This window comes from Flavobacterium sp. AC105 (assembly GCF_979258495.1).
Genome location: NZ_OZ409860.1, coordinates 4,179,485 through 4,196,756 on the forward strand (window position 1 = coordinate 4,179,485; position 17,272 = coordinate 4,196,756).

At 35.6% G+C, this 17,272-nt stretch carries 11 protein-coding genes; 7 read left to right on the top strand and 4 right to left on the bottom strand.

Annotated elements, in window-relative coordinates; translation table 11 throughout:
- Positions 1-85: 85 nt before the first annotated feature.
- The 3 genes from ACZ0AH_RS17265 to ACZ0AH_RS17275 all read left to right on the top strand — a co-directional run bounded on the left by ACZ0AH_RS17265 (position 86) and on the right by ACZ0AH_RS17275 (position 7,163).
- Positions 86-3,109 (top strand): SusC/RagA family TonB-linked outer membrane protein, encoded by a 3,024-nt coding sequence (locus ACZ0AH_RS17265; protein WP_463477026.1) that lies wholly within the window; start codon positions 86-88, stop codon positions 3,107-3,109.
- Positions 3,110-3,119: 10 nt separating this feature from the next.
- Positions 3,120-4,505: a RagB/SusD family nutrient uptake outer membrane protein gene (locus ACZ0AH_RS17270; RefSeq protein ID WP_463477027.1), complete on the top strand. Its 1,386-nt coding sequence runs from the start codon at positions 3,120-3,122 to the stop codon at positions 4,503-4,505.
- Between the two features lie 66 nt (positions 4,506-4,571).
- Positions 4,572-7,163, top strand: a complete 2,592-nt coding sequence (locus ACZ0AH_RS17275) for an alpha/beta hydrolase family protein (RefSeq protein WP_463477028.1) — start codon at positions 4,572-4,574, stop codon at positions 7,161-7,163.
- Between the two features lie 57 nt (positions 7,164-7,220).
- Here the strand turns inward: ACZ0AH_RS17275 and ACZ0AH_RS17280 are convergent, their stop codons facing one another.
- The 3 genes from ACZ0AH_RS17280 to ACZ0AH_RS17290 form a co-directional block, all read right to left on the bottom strand.
- Entirely contained in the window at positions 7,221-7,517 is a 297-nt protein-coding gene (locus ACZ0AH_RS17280) for a DUF6520 family protein (protein WP_463477029.1), read from the bottom strand.
- An 85-nt stretch (positions 7,518-7,602) separates the two neighbouring features.
- Positions 7,603-9,117 (bottom strand): MauE/DoxX family redox-associated membrane protein, encoded by a 1,515-nt coding sequence (locus ACZ0AH_RS17285; RefSeq protein WP_463477030.1) that lies wholly within the window; start codon positions 9,115-9,117, stop codon positions 7,603-7,605.
- Positions 9,118-9,354: 237 nt separating this feature from the next.
- Positions 9,355-9,645: a hypothetical protein gene (locus ACZ0AH_RS17290; RefSeq protein ID WP_463477031.1), complete on the bottom strand. Its 291-nt coding sequence runs from the start codon at positions 9,643-9,645 to the stop codon at positions 9,355-9,357.
- Positions 9,646-10,281: 636 nt separating this feature from the next.
- Between ACZ0AH_RS17290 and ACZ0AH_RS17295 the strand changes: the two genes are divergently transcribed.
- Genes ACZ0AH_RS17295 through ACZ0AH_RS17310 form a run of 4 tightly spaced genes read left to right on the top strand, consistent with a single transcriptional unit; the run spans position 10,282 to position 14,951 of the window.
- Positions 10,282-10,677, top strand: coding sequence for a plasmid mobilization protein (locus tag ACZ0AH_RS17295; protein ID WP_463477032.1), 396 nt, complete (start codon positions 10,282-10,284; stop codon positions 10,675-10,677).
- Entirely contained in the window at positions 10,662-11,966 is a 1,305-nt protein-coding gene (locus tag ACZ0AH_RS17300; RefSeq protein ID WP_463477033.1) for a relaxase/mobilization nuclease domain-containing protein, read from the top strand. Before ACZ0AH_RS17295 ends, ACZ0AH_RS17300 begins: the two co-directional genes overlap by 16 nt.
- A 17-nt stretch (positions 11,967-11,983) precedes the next feature.
- On the top strand, positions 11,984-13,966 hold the full coding sequence (gene mobC, locus ACZ0AH_RS17305; RefSeq protein ID WP_463478118.1) for a conjugal transfer protein MobC: 1,983 nt from the start codon (positions 11,984-11,986) through the stop codon (positions 13,964-13,966).
- Between the two features lie 22 nt (positions 13,967-13,988).
- A complete protein-coding gene (locus ACZ0AH_RS17310) occupies positions 13,989-14,951 on the top strand; it encodes a PDDEXK nuclease domain-containing protein (protein ID WP_463477034.1) in 963 nt (320 codons plus the stop codon).
- Positions 14,952-15,050: 99 nt separating this feature from the next.
- Here the strand turns inward: ACZ0AH_RS17310 and ACZ0AH_RS17315 are convergent, their stop codons facing one another.
- Positions 15,051-17,111: a hypothetical protein gene (locus ACZ0AH_RS17315; protein ID WP_073409942.1), complete on the bottom strand. Its 2,061-nt coding sequence runs from the start codon at positions 17,109-17,111 to the stop codon at positions 15,051-15,053.
- Positions 17,112-17,272 lie beyond the last annotated feature (161 nt).

The window sequence follows — 17,272 nt, forward strand, 5'->3', positions numbered from 1 at the left end:
AAAAATGGCCCTCTACCACAGTGACCAAACTAGTATAGAGAACCATAGCTAATCAAATCTTCGTTTAACTAACCAATCCAATATTATGAATAATTTTTCATATTACAGGGATGGAAAAGAACTTTATTGTCTAATTTTTCTGGGCATGGTGCTATCTTTTTCATCTGCTTTAGCCGGAAACTCCAACCGGCAGTTCAAAACTATTTTACAACAGGCTCAGGTTCAGGGATCTGTCACAGATGGAAGCGCTCCCTTGCCCGGAGTTACAATTGCTGTAAAAGGCAAACTAAAAACCACTGCCATCACGGATTACAATGGGCAGTACACTATTAATGCCACGGCTCAGGATACTTTGGTGATCACTTTTATAGGTTTTAAAACGGCCATTATTCCTATTGCAGGGCGCACCAAAATTGATATTGCCCTGCAATATGATACGACAACCTTGCAGGAAGTCCGCGTAAATGCCGGATATTATTCGGTAAAAGAAAGCGAACGCACCGGAAGTATTGCCCGCATTACATCCAAAGATATCGAAACACAGCCCGTAACAAATATCCTTGCAACGATGCAGGGCCGTATGGCTGGAGTAAGTATAACCCAGGCAACTGGAGTTCCCGGGGGAGGCTTTGATATAAAGATAAGGGGACAGAACAGCATCAGAACGGATGCCAATGCACCTCTGTATATTATTGATGGTGTACCGTATTCCTCGGAACCGGTTGGGTCCTTTTATACTGGAACAACTTTCCCCACACTTACCAGTCCTTTAAACAGTATAAATCCTGACGCGATCGAAAGCATAGAAATTCTAAAAGATGCGGATGCTACCTCTATCTACGGATCTAGAGGTGCCAACGGTGTCGTTTTGATTACAACCAAGAAAGGTAAAGCCGGAAAAACAAAGTTTGCCGTGACGGCATCGACTGGGACTGGGACTGTAACTAAGTTTATAAAACTGATGAATACACAAGAGTACTTGGATATGCGCAGACAGGCCTTTATAAATGACGGGATTAGCGAGTACGGGATTTCTGATTATGATATAAACGGTACGTGGGATCAAAACCGCTATACAGACTGGCAGAAAGAACTACTTGGAGGAACAGCTCAAATAACGGACCTGCATGCATCTGTGTCAGGAGGTTCAGAGAATACACAGTTTCTGGTCAGTGGTTCTTACCATACAGAATCTACTGTGTTTGCGGGTGATTTTTTATACCGAAAAGGGGGCAGCCAGATAAATTTAAACCACCAGTCAGAGGATAATAAATTTAAGCTGACATTCTCGGCAGGATTTAATAGACAGGATAATAACCAGCCGTCATTTGATTTTACCTATGATGCGCGGGCACTGCCTCCTAATGCGCCAGCTTTATATAATTCAGATGGTGAACTAAATTGGGAAAACGGAACTTGGGATAATCCGCTTAGGAATCTTAATACGGAATTTGAATCTGCAACCAATGATTTAACAGCAAATACAACTCTTACATACGAACTGGCAAAAGGATTATCGGTAAAAAGTAACCTTGGATATACAATCTTGCATAATGATGAAACCCGAATCGTGCCATCCACAATTTATAATCCAGCAAATAATGTAAGCAGTGCAGGTTCTGCTATCTTTTTAAATAATACAGATCGCTCGTCATGGATTATAGAACCACAGATCAACTGGAAAAAAGATCTTGGTAAATCTAATCTCGACATTCTCTTGGGAGCCACATTTCAAAGCCAGGAGTCCCAATCGCTTGTTCAGTCGGGAACAGGTTTCGCTTCCAACAATCTAATTTATAACCTTGCCGCCGCAAAGAATGTACGTGTGCTCAATAATGACCAGACTCAGTATAAATATCAGGCTTTTTTCGGAAGGATAAATTACAACTTGAAAGAGCGGTATATCATCAATCTGACAGCAAGACGAGATGGATCTAGTCGTTTTGGTCCTGGAAATCAATTTGCTTATTTCGGGGCAGCAGGTCTGGCTTGGATTTTTTCAAATGAAAATTTACTAAAAGACAGCTCGTGGCTAAGTTTTGGTAAAATCCGTTCCAGTTATGGAACAACAGGAAATGATCAAATCGGTGATTATCAATTTCTCGATACCTATACAACCTCATCAGTGCTTTATGGTGGCAACACCGGACTTTCTCCCTCAAGATTGTATAATGCAGATTTTGGATGGGAAACAAATAAAAAATTTGAAGCAGCGCTCGAGCTTGGTTTTTTTCAGGATCGCATATTTGTAACAGGAGCTTGGTATCAAAATCGATCGTCCAATCAGCTGGTGGGCCTATCCTTGCCGGGCACAACAGGTTTTACAAGCATACAGTCTAATCTTGACGCTGTTGTAGAAAACAGCGGACTGGAATTTACACTTCGTACCAGTAATTTTGTAAAAGGAAATTTTACCTGGATAACAAATCTAAACTTAACGTTTGCCAAAAATAAATTGGTTCGTTTTCCAGGTCTGGAAAGCTCAGCCTACAGCCAGCAGTACCGCATTGGAAAACCTTTAAATATTGCACTGGTCTACGACCTCAAAGGTGTTAATCCGCAGACAGGCTTATATGAATTCCATGATTTAAATGGCGATGGAAGTATTACATTTCCCGAAGATAGACAGGCAATGGCCGATTTGAATCCGAAATATTTCGGAGGAATTCAAAATCAGCTGACTTATAAAGGAATCACTTTAGATTTTTTATTTCAGTTGGTAAAACAGAAAAACAGAACCTATCCAATGGGACCTGCCGGAATGATGTCCAATCAGCAGCAAAGAATAGCCAGCAGCTGGAGGGAACAGAACGATATTGCGCCATATCAGATCTACACTACCGGGTATAACGATGATGCTATGACAGCCAGTTATTTACTTGATGAAAGCACGGGATCTGTTACCGATGCTTCATTCGTTCGGTTGAAAAATATATCTCTTTCCTACAACCTGCCTCTTTCGTTAAAAGAAACTCAGTGTAAAATTATGCTGCAGGGCCAGAACCTTTTGACATTCACTAAATATAAGGATGGGGATCCGGAATTTTTAAGTTACGGTTTTCTGCCGCCACTAAAAGTTATAACAGCAGGAATACAATTAATATTTTAAATCAATTAATATGAAAACACTTTTTAACACATCGATCAATGCCTTGTGCCATATTATTATAATTTCGATGTTCTCCTGTGATTCGTTTGTAGAAGTTGATCTGCCAAAATCCCAGCTGACCACACCAACTGTTTTTGAAGACTATAATACTGCCAGTTCAGCACTTTTAAATATTTACTCCAATATTAGGGATGCGGGAATTTTCACTGGAACAGCTGTAGGGATTTCAAATCAGCTTGGCAACTATGCAGATGAAATTAAAAGCAGTGAAAGTCCAACCAATTCCAGTTTAAGTTTTTATAAAAATACACTTTTGCCTGCCAACACTGTTATCAGTGGGTACTGGAACGCCGCTTATAATCAAATTTATGCTGCAAATGGGATAATCGAAGGCTCAGATGCAAGTAGCAATCTTACCCTTGAGCAAAAGAATCAGCTTCAGGGAGAAGCATTATTTATCAGGGCACTGGTTCATTTCTATCTTACAAACCTTTTTGGAGATATACCCTATATTACTAGCACTGATTATAAAGAAAACAGCACTGTTAGCAGAAAACCTGTTGCGGAGATATATGGAAAGCTTACAACAGATCTTGAAAATGCTATTCTTTTACTGCCTGTTCAGTATCAGGGTCAGGAAAGAGTGCGTCCTAATGTTTTAACTGCAAAAGCTCTTCTTGCCAGAGTTTATTTGTATTCAAAAGCTTATCCGGAAGCGGCAAATGCCTCCTCTGCTGTGCTTAACAGAGAAGAACTTTATCATCTGGAAAGTCCCGACCGTGCATTTTTATTGAATTCAAATGAAACGATATGGCAGCTGCAGACCGGGGCTGCAGGCAGAAATACAGCAGAAGCTGCCACTTTTACTTTTATTTCGATTCCTCCCCCTCGTGTTTCGCTCAGTAGTTTTCTGGTCGATTCATTTGGGGCTAGTGATTTGCGCAGGTCCTTATGGATAAAATCAGTTACAAAAAATACTTCGACATTTTACCACGCATATAAATACAAAGAAAACAACTCAACAGCAGTTTCAAAAGAATATGCAATAATGTTTCGATTAGCTGAGCAGTATCTGATCAGAGCAGAGGCCAGGGCCTATCAGGGAGATCTCATCGGTGCCAAGGAAGATTTAAATAAAGTAAGGTATCGTGCAGGCCTATCAGACACTTCAGCCACAACGCAGCAGGAAATTTTGGACGCCATAATTATTGAGAGAAAATGGGAACTTTTTACTGAGTACGGGCATCGTTTTTTTGACCTTAAAAGGACGGCTAAATTAGACATTGTACTCAGTGGAATTAAACCTGGCTGGAATACAACTGATAATTTATTACCTATTCCTCAAAGTGAGTTTAGTGCAAATCCTTTTCTTGGATCTCAAAATCCGGGATATTAAATTTATAATTATGTTTTTCAATATAATAAAGAAGCATCTGAGAACCATGAGGTTCTGTGAAATGCAATGCCCACTATATTTAGTTTTATTATTTATTTTGCCATTAGTAGCCTGTCCCTTATGGGGGCAGGTGGTGCAAAAAAAAAATTGTCCCCTGATGAGTATCATCTTTGGGGAGAGGTGCGTTTAGACAAAGTAAGCCATGATGAGAAATGGGCAGTATACAATATGGAGTATACTAGCGGAAACAATACTTTATTTGTTCAGAATGTCGAAAAAAATACTACATATGCTTTTCCGGACGGCGAAAACGGCAGTTTTGCGCCTAATGATATATTCGTTTGCCGTTCAGGAGATAACCTGCATATTCTTAATTTGAAAACTTCAAAAAAAGAAACAGTGCCCAATGTGATGCAGTATTCATTAAGTGAAACAGGATATTTAATTTGTTTGCGAACCAATAAGAATAATAAAAAAACCCTTGAAATCAGATCGATGCAAAGCGGAAGCATCAAAAAGATCAATGATGTAACTAGTTATCTGATGAGTCCTGATGGTAAAAATTTGGTCTATACAATCTTATTGGATAACAGGAATGCTATTGCTTTAATTAGTATTAAAAAACCGGAACAGATAAAATGGTTTCAGCAGGACAGCAGGGAAAAATTCATAGGTTTGACATGGCAGAAAGAAGGGAATGCGCTGGCCTTTATAAAGCAGTATGATGATTCCAAAGAAAATATTTTGTTTCTGTACAACCTATTGAATCATGAATTATATCATCTTAGCGCATCTGATATAAATTTCCCGGAAAATTGGTCCATAGTAAATGATAATTTTCGAAAAATTCTAATATCTGAAGACCTGCAGAAAGTTTTTTTTGCTGTTGTTACCTCATCTGCTGTAATACAAAAGGAATCAAATGTTGAGATATGGAATGCAAATGATAAGTGGATATATCCTGTTGAAAAATTTCAGGGCAGTATTGAAAAGAAATCAAAATTAGGTTTATGGCAGCCTACAGAAGGCAAAGTAAATATTATTACCTCAAATGAGTTATCAAGTGTTATGCTTACCGCCGATATGAAGTATGCTGTATTATCAAATCCCAAAGAGTATGAACCCCAATTTGAAATAGAAGGTCCGAGAGATTATTACATCTTAAACTTGAAAACTTTCGAGAAAAAATTAATTCTGGAAAAACATCCCTATGATTTAGAGGCATTGAACCCTTCGCCCACAGGAAAATACCTGGCGTACTTTAAAGAAAATAACTGGTGGGTTTATAATCCGGCCACTGATGCCCATACAAATATTACTGCCTCGACAGGCATTAAATTCAAGGGAAAAAAGCAGGAACTTGTTCCGGAATCAGTCTATGGAAATCCGGGATGGACACAAAAAGACAATGAGATTATCCTATACGATCAATACGATATTTGGGCCATTAACCCTGATGGAAGTAATTTTAGAAGATTAACTAAAGGAAGGGAGCAGCATATACAATACAGAATTATTAATCCGTCTGTCAATTATAGAAAACTCGTATATGACGGACCCGTTGTAGAGACTTTTGACCTGAACAAAAAAATATTTCTGAGAGCTAAGGGAGACGACGGCAAGACGGGCTGCTTTAGATGGGATAAATCTTCATTTGAAAAAAGAATAGTCTATTTAGACAGTTATATTGATCAGTTTAAATACAGTGGAAAAAGAAATAAAATTTTCTATCGAGAGCAAAAATTTGACATGCCTCCACAACTCGTCAACAGTAATAATTCATCGCTGCCGGTTAGTTTTTTTAAAAGCAATCCCCAGCATGAAAAATACTATTGGGGAAAATCCGAACTGATTAATTTTAAAAATTCAAAAGATCAGAATTTAAAAGCTGTTGTATTATATCCCGCCGCTTACGATCCCAAAAAAAAATATCCAATGATTGTTAATATTTATCAGGGTAAAGCCGATGAGCTGCACCTCTATCAAAATCCAACCTTTGCAAACGAAGGAGGATTTAATGTTACTTTAATGACATTGGAAGGATATTTTGTGCTTCTTCCAGATATCAGCCTTATTTATCAGAGTCCTGGTGTTTCAGCTGCTGACTGTGTTGTTTCTGCAACCACGGCAGTAATAAAAAAAGGGATTGTAAATTCAGCAAAGATCGGTCTTATGGGACATTCTTTCGGAGGATATGAGACCGCTTTTACTATTACACAGACCCCTATGTTTGCTGCTGCAGTCGCCAGTGGGGCGATCACGGACCTGGTAAGCCTTTATTATTCTGTCGGCAGATCTGGAAATCCGGAAATGTGGCGCTTTGAGGGTGAACAATGGAATATGGGCGGATCTCCACATGATATGCCGTCAATCTATGCTGCCAATTCACCTCTTCCAAATGCTGCTAATATTCAGTCACCCGTACTGCTGTGGAGCGGCAAAAATGACCAGCAGGTTGATATACATCAGAGCCTGGAATTTTACTTGGCACTTCGCCGACTAAAGAAAAAAAGCATCATGCTTTTATATGCTGATGAAGGTCATGTTTTTACAAAACCAGAAAATCAAAAAGACATTACGATACGCATGATAGAATGGTTTAATTACTTCTTGAAGGATGATCATTCCTATTCTTGGATTAACAAAGGAGTACAATAGAAATTTATATAAAAATGCAGTCCCATTTGGGACTGCATTCTTCCATGAAAACGAAAATTACTGACCATTTACAACACGATATAAAGGTTGAACACAATTGTTTTGGTCATCTTTTTCATAAGCAACAGGACCTGATGTCACGTTAAGACGACATAGCTGCGGCTTTTGAATGTTAGAGCAATCTATTGGTTCTTCTTCAGTACAGTCTCCATTTGAATCAGGAAAGTATCCTGGTCGGATGGCAAGGGTATCTGCTTTTGGCGAACTCTGCATGGAGGTAGTTGCAAAAGCTCCTGCCATTGCCAATAATACGGCAGCCACAGGCATTCCTTTTTTTAAAAATAAACTTTTCATAATATTAAATTTAAAATTATAATTTGATCTACTTTTTCTACAGGTTTCGATCTGTTTCCTGTCACCAGCGCCGGTAAATTTTGAATTATTTTATTTCGTCTTTTATTATTTTTTTTAATTCATAAACTACAAGGTCTTTTCCTATTATAGTGTACAAATGCGTTTCGGTTATCACAAAAGAATTAAGGACTTTGCTCGAAGTGTGGAAGAGAGGAAAACTGAGCAGATATGTATTGTTTTTTAGATTGTATACATCTATAATAAAGGATTTATCCCATAACTTTTTATTCTCATACCTGCCCTTTACCCTGGAGTGCACGAAGAGCAGATTGCCGACTACTGCGGCATTTGCATTTACTACGAATGATGGTGTGGAAATTGCATATTGTTTTCCATCCCTGAGAAGTGAAACCTTTAAATTTGGATGGCTTATAGTATCAATGGTATTTCCTCTGGTGATAAGTTTTCCGTTTTTTTCAGCGGTTATAAATTCATTGCGGTAATAGTATAGGTAGACAATTTTCTTTGCCGCTTCACTGTACAGAAGCGTTCCATCAGTATCAAAAATACCATCATTGCGGCTCTGCAGAAGTTCTCTGCTATATGTTGTTTTTTGTTCGGCGTCAGCATTATAAATCCCCAAAACATTTGCCAGTTTTTTTGAATTGTTTGATCTGAATACCGCCATGCTGCTGTCAATTGGGACTATCCTTGTAAAGTAAGGAACTGAGTTTAATTCTCTAGTGATGGTCCAGTTTTTCATATCTCCTCTAAGGAGCACAGGAACATTGCCGTCCGATAAATAAAAATAGGGTTCTCTGACACTTATCGTAATTGATTGGAAGGGGAATTTTTTTGCATCGAAATGCAGTTTATCTAATTTTTTGTTCTTTAGATTTTGGTCCAATGAAAGTACATACATTGGATATTGATAGTTTCCAAGATAGATCCTGTTATTTGCAAAACCGGCAATATAATATGAATGATGTTTTAAATCTATTGTATTTGAAAACTCAGCTGGATGATTTGGATATGTTCTTATAAAAGGGTTGTTATGATGTATGATATTTTCAGAGGAAAGAAATAAGATAAACACAATCAGTATACCTCCAACAATAATTCCAATTGTTAATTTAACCGTTCTGGTGCCTGTTGTAGATGCAGTAGCATTAATGTTGGTTTGTTTTTCTAGCACAATTGCAAAAAGGCCCAGTACAATAAATATACAATTGAAAATCAAGTGCATATTCCAGCTCATTTTCTCTAAAATCCCTCCGCAGGAACAGGGAATAAAAGAACTGAAATTTAGAATTATAAAAATATAAGCAGAAAACATTGTCATCAAACCCAGTGCAGCATACAAACCTATTGATTGCAATTTGGGTACTAGCAGTGCTGCAGCGATTAATAGTTCAATAATAATTACCAGCCACGAAATCCACGAGGCATATATACTTAATAATGGAGACTGACCAAGCTGCACTTCAAAATTCTCAAAATTCAATAATTTACTTACTGCTGCATAAACAAAAAGAATTGTATACAAGAGACAAATGATCTCCGCAATTGCTTTTTTACTATGTAAATTTAATTTTTTCATCTTCATAGATTTTGAAAATCATTCCTGTTTCAAATTCTAGAAAGGATATCTTAACTTGAAGTTTTACTAATAAGAATTTGATAAGACAAAATTACAGTGACCTCTGCAATAAACTGTTACCGAAAACAAGCCAAGATTTTTCAAAAACAATCAATCATAGTTAAAAAAATAAAAAAAGACATTACTAAACTATTTTGTTTAGCAATGCCTTGATTAAATAATTCAATTCAAAGAAAATTACTTACCCGTTTCACTCAACGTTTTTAGTTTTTCACTAAGTTCAATCAGTCCGGCTTTTTGTAAACATTCATCTCCAAAGAATCTTAACTCCTGAAGATTTTCGTCTGGGATACTCGTCATGAGAATTGAGGGTTTGTCATTGTCCTTAACAGATAATCCACGTTCAATAACATGATTCAATAATAATACATTTTTTCGTGAAATTTTCAAATCAATCTTCACTACATCATTCATGCCTGGGATACTAAGTACAGTATCAAACACCTTGGCCACATCATTTGTTGTCATAATCATCACGTTTTTAATTAGTAATTTATTATTACAAAGGTATAAAGCCAGTCTTAAAGTGTCATGGACATAATATGTCCATCATAGGTAAAATCCATTTCGCTTACTTAATTTTGTCTCTGAATTAAACAGCAAAGATCAAAATGAGCAATCAAAAACCTTCCTTAAAACAGTCAGGATTTTGTTGTTTTAAAATTGGTTTATTGCTTTGAAAGAGCACGTTTTCAATCTAAAATTCGGAAGATAAATCGGCATAATAGTTACCAGGTTATAATAGTTCTGAATTTTATGCAGTGTGCACTTTCTTTGAGTTCTGAAAATAAAAATGAAATAGATTTTAGAAAAAATATTAAAAATTTAATGACTGTCTTTATAGTGTATTAAGTTCTATGAACAATACAGTTCAAACGTCAAATTGTCCAAAAAGAGGTGATAGTTGGATATTTTGAATTTTTAAAATCTTAGAAAATACTAGAATGTCTAAAGAACATTAAAGTACCAGCAGGATTGCCACGTTCCTGCAATCGGCAAGATGTCCTGTTGTTAAACAACAGCCTTCTTGCTGCTCTACACTCGGGACTCGTGAGCAGTAATAGGTGAAGGATAAAAGGAGTTTGATGATAATGAAAAAGAGAGATGATGAAAAGAGAAAATTCAAACAGAACACGCATTGTCGGGTTACGCTTTACACCTGAAGAGTATGCGAAAATTGAGAAAAAATGGAAAGCCAGTACTTGCCGTAAGCTGAGTGATTACATTCGAAAGCATCTATTTGAAAAACCAATAAACACCATTTACAGGAATCAGTCTTTAGATGATATGATCCATGAAATGTTGCCGTTGTTCAAGCAATTAAATGGTCTTGGAAACAACTTCAATCAGGCAGTAAAAAAACTACATACACTAAATCAAATTCAGGAATTTAAAGTATGGATTATAAGTGCTGAACTGGATAAAAAAATCCTTTTTGACAAAATTGATGAAATCAAAAATTACATCCGGAAAATCTCTGAAAAATGGTTGCGATCATAAAAACAGGATACTCTATCCAGAAAGTTTTCTATTACAATGAAAACAAAGTAAAAGAAAATGTGGCAGAGTGTATAGGTGCCGGAAATTATCCGATTGATGTCGATCAAATGAGGGGTGACGTAAAACTAAACCGGTTTTTAAAACAGCTGGAACTAAATGAAAATGTAAAGCGAAACACTGTACATATTTCGATCAATTTTGATCCTTCAGAAAATCATTCCAAAGAAAAATTAATGGCTATCGCGGATACTTATATGGAAAAAATCGGATTTGGCCAGCAGCCTTATCTCGTGTATCAGCATCACGATTCCGGACATCCGCACATCCATCTGGTCTCCATAAATGTTCAGAGAGATGGTAGACGTATTGACATGCAAAACATTGGCAAAAACCGATCTGAACCGGCAAGAAAAGAAATCGAAGAACGCTTTGGACTTGTTGAGGCGCAAGGGAATAAAAACAGTACTGATTTTACGCTTAAGCCAATCATCTCAAAAAAGATTCAATACGGGCGAAGCGAATCGAAAAAGGCTATTGCAAATGTACTGGGTCAGGTACTTTCATCTTATAAATATGCCAGCTTTCCAGAACTCAATGCTGTGCTTAAACAATACAATGTTTTAGCAGACCGGGGCAATGAAGATTCAAAAATGTTTAAAGCAAAAGGATTGATGTATAGAATACTTGATGATGACGGTAAACCTATCGGAGTCCCCATAAAAGCCAGTCTGTTTTACAACAAGCCAACAATGAAATTTTTAGAAGAAAAATTTGAGTCTAATAAAACAAATGAAGTCTCAGATTTAAGAAGGGTAAAAAATGCCATTGATATGGCATTCTTTAAAACTCAAATATCACTCGCAGAACTAGTTCAAGTACTGCAAAAAGATGGAATCAATACTGTTTTTAGAAAAAACGCAGAAGGATTGCTTTATGGAATTACCTACGTTGACCATACCACAAAATGTGTTTTTAATGGAAGTACACTTGGTAAACAATACAGTGCTAAAACGATACAGGAACGTTGCGCGTACGTTAATCCAGCCGAACAAAAAATGACAAATTTGGTTAGTGAAAAATTACACGAAATCACATTTGAAACACCGAAATCGGAAATAATTGTAGCACTGTTTGGTGATGATTTTAGGGATAACAAATACATAGGATCCAGCACTATAATGGGGCAATTAGCAGAGATGCTCATGCAATCAGAACAAACGGCTAATTATCTGCCGTATGAGCTGAGAAACAAAAAGAAAAAAAGAAAAGGACAATCTAATAATCGATAAAACTTGACATCATGGCTATGCAGACAGGAGAAAACGAACAGGCGCTTAGAAAGATCTTGGATATGACAAGACTTATAAGCATCATTATTTTAGTAATCCATTTTTATTATTACTGCTATGCTGCCTTTCAGCAGTGGCATCTGGTCAGCGGATTCAGTGATAAAATTATGGGCAATATTTACCATACAGGATTATTCAATAATTTTCATAAATCCAAACTCTTTGCTCTGGGATTTTTAATCATTTCTTTAATTGGTGCAAAAGGAAGAAAAGATGAAAAACTGAATTACAAAACAGCTTTTGCTTACATCATTACGGGGATTCTGATTTACTTTATAAGTTGTCTTTCACTATACCTGAAAATTGAACTCATGCTGGCAGCAATTGCCTATATGATCCTAACTTCCAGTGGCTTTCTTCTGATGCTTTCAGGAGGTACGCTATTATCTCGTATTATAAAAAACAGGCTGAACAGCAAGGATATTTTTAATAACGAAAATGAAACTTTCCCCCAGGAAGAAAGATTCTTGGATAATGAATATTCCATCAACCTTCCGGCCCGCTATCATTTAAAGGACAAGGTAAGGGACAGCTGGATAAATATTATTAATCCCTTTCGGGGATTGCTAGTTTCCGGTACGCCCGGATCCGGAAAATCTTATTTCGTCATACGCCATGTCATTACCCAGCACATACGAAAACAATTCACCATGTTTGTCTATGATTTCAAGTTTGATGACCTAACCAGAATAGTCTATAATACCTGGCTTAAATACAAACATCACTATCCGAAATTACCACAGTTTTATGTCATTAATTTTGATGACCTGACCCGGACAAATCGTTGTAATCCTTTAGAGCCATCTGGTATGAGTGACATTACGGATGCTTCAGAATCAGCGCGTACTATTTTGCTCGGACTCAACAGGGAATGGATCAAAAGACAGGGCGATTTTTTTGTAGAATCTCCGATTAATTTTCTATCAGCTATAATATGGTATTTACGAAAATACAAAGACGGCGAATTCTGTACGCTTCCCCATGTAATTGAACTAATGCAGGAAGATTACGATAGTCTCTTTACCCTGCTCAGAACCGAAAAAGAAATAGAAGTACTTATTAATCCTTTTGTGAATGCCTACCTAAATAATGTTATGGACCAATTGGAGGGGCAAATTGCTTCTGCAAAAATTGCCATGGCACGGCTTTCCTCTCCACAATTGTATTATGTTTTATCGGGTAGTGACTTCACACTGGACATCAATAATCCGGACGATCCTAAGATCGTATGCATGGGCAATAATCCGCAGAAAATCCAAATATATGGAGCTGTGTTGTCACTTTATGTAAACCGATTGGTTAAACAAGTGAACCAAAAAAACAAGCAGAAAAGCAGCCTTATATTCGACGAATTTCCAACTATTTATCTAAACAATATGGACAGTTTAATTGCCACAGCTAGGAGCAATAAAGTAGCAACCTGTTTGGGTATCCAAGATTTTAGCCAATTACGTAAAGACTATGGACGAGAGCAGGCTGACGTGATTATGAATATTGTTGGAAACGTAGTAAGCGGACAAGTTACAGGTGATACTGCCAAACAATTGTCAGAGCGTTTTGGAAAAATTATGCAGGACAGGGAAAGCCTTTCCATTAATAGCGGAGATACTTCTATAAGCCGGTCCAAACAATTGGAATCGGCAGTGCCTCCATCCAAAATTTCCGGACTTAGTTCTGGTGAATTCGTGGGTATGGTTGCGGATGATCCTGATTGTAAAATTGAACTCAAAACATTTCATTCTGAAATAGTAAATGACCATGAAGCATTAAAAAAAGAACAGGATCAATATGTAGATATTCCTATTATTCGCAAAGTTGATAATGCAATGGTACAGCGCAATTATCTACAGATAAAAAAGGACATCAAGGATATTATTTATGCAGAAAAGGAAAGACTATTAAATGATATTGAACTAAGTTATTTAGTAATTAAGAAGTGATAATAAATTAAATTCAGAAATAATGATACAGGAACAATTTACCGATATAATCCAATTAATAAAACAATCCAGATCAAAAGCCATATCAGCAGTTAACACTGAAATGATCAATCTGTACTGGAATATTGGACAATACATTTACAATCGTATCGAAACAGCACAGTGGGGGAAATCAGTAGTAAAAGAACTGGCTGATTTTTTGCAAAGAAGCGAGCCTGATTTAAAAGGATTTTCGGATAAGAATCTTTGGAGAATGAAACAGTTTTACCAGACATACAAAGCTTCTCCAAAACTCTCAGCACTGCTGAGAGAAATTAGCTGGACAAACAATCTTATCATTTTAAGCAGAACCAAGTCAATCGAAGAACAGGAATTTTATTTGCGCCTTTCAAGTCAGGAGAAATTTAGTTCAAGGGAATTAGAAAGGCAAATAAATAGTGGTGTTTTTGAAAGAACCATTATTGGAAATACAAAAGTCTCATCAGTGATGAGAGAATTACATCCCGATATAACAAACACATTTAAGGACAGCTATATATTTGATTTTTTAAACCTTTCAGATACCTACACCGAGAGTGATTTGCAAAAGGGCTTGATTGATCAGATGAAAAATTTCATACTTGAATTAGGCAAGGATTTTTTATTTATAGGGGAAGAGTATAAAGTTCAGGTGGGGCATAGTGATTTTTATATTGATCTGGTTTTTTATCATAGAGGCTTACAATGTTTGGTAGCATTTGAATTAAAGTCAGATAAGTTTAAACCGGAACATTTGGGTCAGTTAAATTTTTACTTGGAAGCTCTGGATCGAGATGTAAAAAAGGAGAATGAAAACCCAAGTATTGGTATTTTATTATGTAAAGACCAAGACCATGCAGTGGTAGAATATGCTTTAAGTAGAAGTCTTTCCCCTACTATGGTTGCTGAATATAAAATTCAGCTACCTGACAAACATTTGTTAAAGCAAAAGTTAAATACTCTATAACCGTAAACTTTTAGAGCAAGCTATTTTTGAATAAAATTTATTTTACTTAAATAAAGTTGTGCAATTAGAGCAGAAGTATCTAATAACATTCAAGTCCTTTTACACATTATCTATTCCAAGGGCTTTAAAAAACGCCTCATGTCTTTTTTCTGAAAAATCTAACATCTGTTCATAAGACATAACTTCAATGTGAAGATTTAATTCAGGATTAATTTTATATAAATGACCATGAGCACTTTTCTTAAAGCCATTCCACTTTATATTATGCTCAATGTTATCCTTGTTTAATTCGCAAATTATATAACCAAATTTAGGGGTATTATCTTCAATATTTAGAATTTTCCCTTTATTACTTCGAGCCTTACTCTTCATAAGATCTCTAAAATACTTCAAAACCAAATCATCTAAATTACTACTGCCGCTTATTTCTCTTCCTGGCTTCTTAAATTCGAAAACTACAAGCGAATTAATTTTATCTAAATTATCTGAATATGCACAAGGAACATCATATATTAACAAATCTGCTTCCTTTATGCCATCACTTAGGACATTTTTAACCGATTTTGTTTTAACATCTGAAGAAGTGTGAGAATGAAAAGTAAATCTTTCGTCTAAAAGCCACAAATTATGATAATCAATGGGTATAATATTAGTCTCAGAACCCATCGTAAAGATAATATTATGTAAATCTTTTTCGAGCATAAAATTTTCGTCGGTACGCCATTGTAAATACTTCTGAAACAATTTAATAACCGATTTTCTTTTAATCATTAAATCGGCTAATTTATCCTTTGAAAATGCTGCCTCTTCATTTAATATTTTATGGACTATTTCACCAAAAGCTTCTTTATCATATTCATTTTTTTTAAATACTTTTTCAAATGCTTTGCTTCTTTTTTGCTCTAATTTAAACTCCTTTTCGTGAAGTTTCGCCTCTAAAGTTTCATCTGATGCATTAATTGGGATATCTAAAAAGGCATTGTCAACACTTAATAAGTGGCGATACCTTAATCTAGGCTTCTGAGGATTTAAAATATAATTTTCGATTCTTTTATTTTTCTCCTTTTCTGCCTCTTGTATGTGTCCTGAAAAATTGAGTCTTACATTATCAGATACATGAGTAAATAATTCTTCCAACGAGAATAAATCGTAGTCACTTTTTTTATTTGAAGCCTCAGGAAAAGTAAATCTATTTCTTTGAGGGTGATTATTGTCATCGAGAAATTTACTTTCAACATATATTGATAAATAATATTTTTTGTCTTCGTTGTAAAGTTCTTTAAAAGAAGGTAAATAATTAGTAAGAGATTGTTTTTTTCCAACCTCTCTTTTATTTGCACATAAATGTATAGAGTGCGAATGGACTCCGTTGTAGTTTCTAATATATCTTAAATTAAAATCTTGCTCAATATCTGAAAACTTCAAGTTAAGCTCGTTCTTTTCTACTTCAATTACAGTTTTATATATATCATTTAAAACTATTGCATCTTCAATTTTTTCATTATCATATAATATTCTTATTGTAGGTATATCCGCTGAACCAATAAAAAAAAGTAGGCAATGCTGTATTATATCATCCGCAATATCTTTTATACTTATTTTTAATTTATTAGCAAAGTTGAAATATTCGGGACGGTAATTATTTAATTTAACAATAGTTTTATTTTTAAAATCATCACTAAAACTTTCAAAACTATCAGGATATTTTTGAAGACCTGTTAAGTTATCAAATTTATATTTCTTATTATAAACACTTTTTCCATCGGTAAAAGAGCTTTCTATTTCCATATTACCAAAACAGGCTAGAACAGTATACCTACCCATTCCTTTACCGCCCTTCTCATAATTGAAATTTGTAAATGGCGTACTGAAAGCCGTTTCTCTTTTGTTGGTAAAGCCTACACCATTATCGGTTACGGTAAAACCAGTAATAGGTTGATAATCATCAGCATCATCTAAGTCTAATTTTTCTTGAGAAATTCTATGAATTTTAATAATAATTGATCCAGAATCAGTGGGATTAGTCCTGTCTTCAATACTTTGGATAGAATTTACAATAACTTCGTGAAGAGGCAATAAATACTCATCCGGTTTAATATCAATGCTGTTTATTAATCCTGTATAGTTAACCTTCTGCTCGATTATTAGAATATCATCCATATATTAGTACTCATTTTCTACAAATATAATTAAATAGCAGATAGAAAAATCTCTTAAAACAACACCCTCTTCTTATTTTTATTAATATGGAGCTATGTTAGTAGAGTCGAAACCAAGTCCATAAACTTGTTTACATTAGGGTAATTTTCCCCAATACTTAA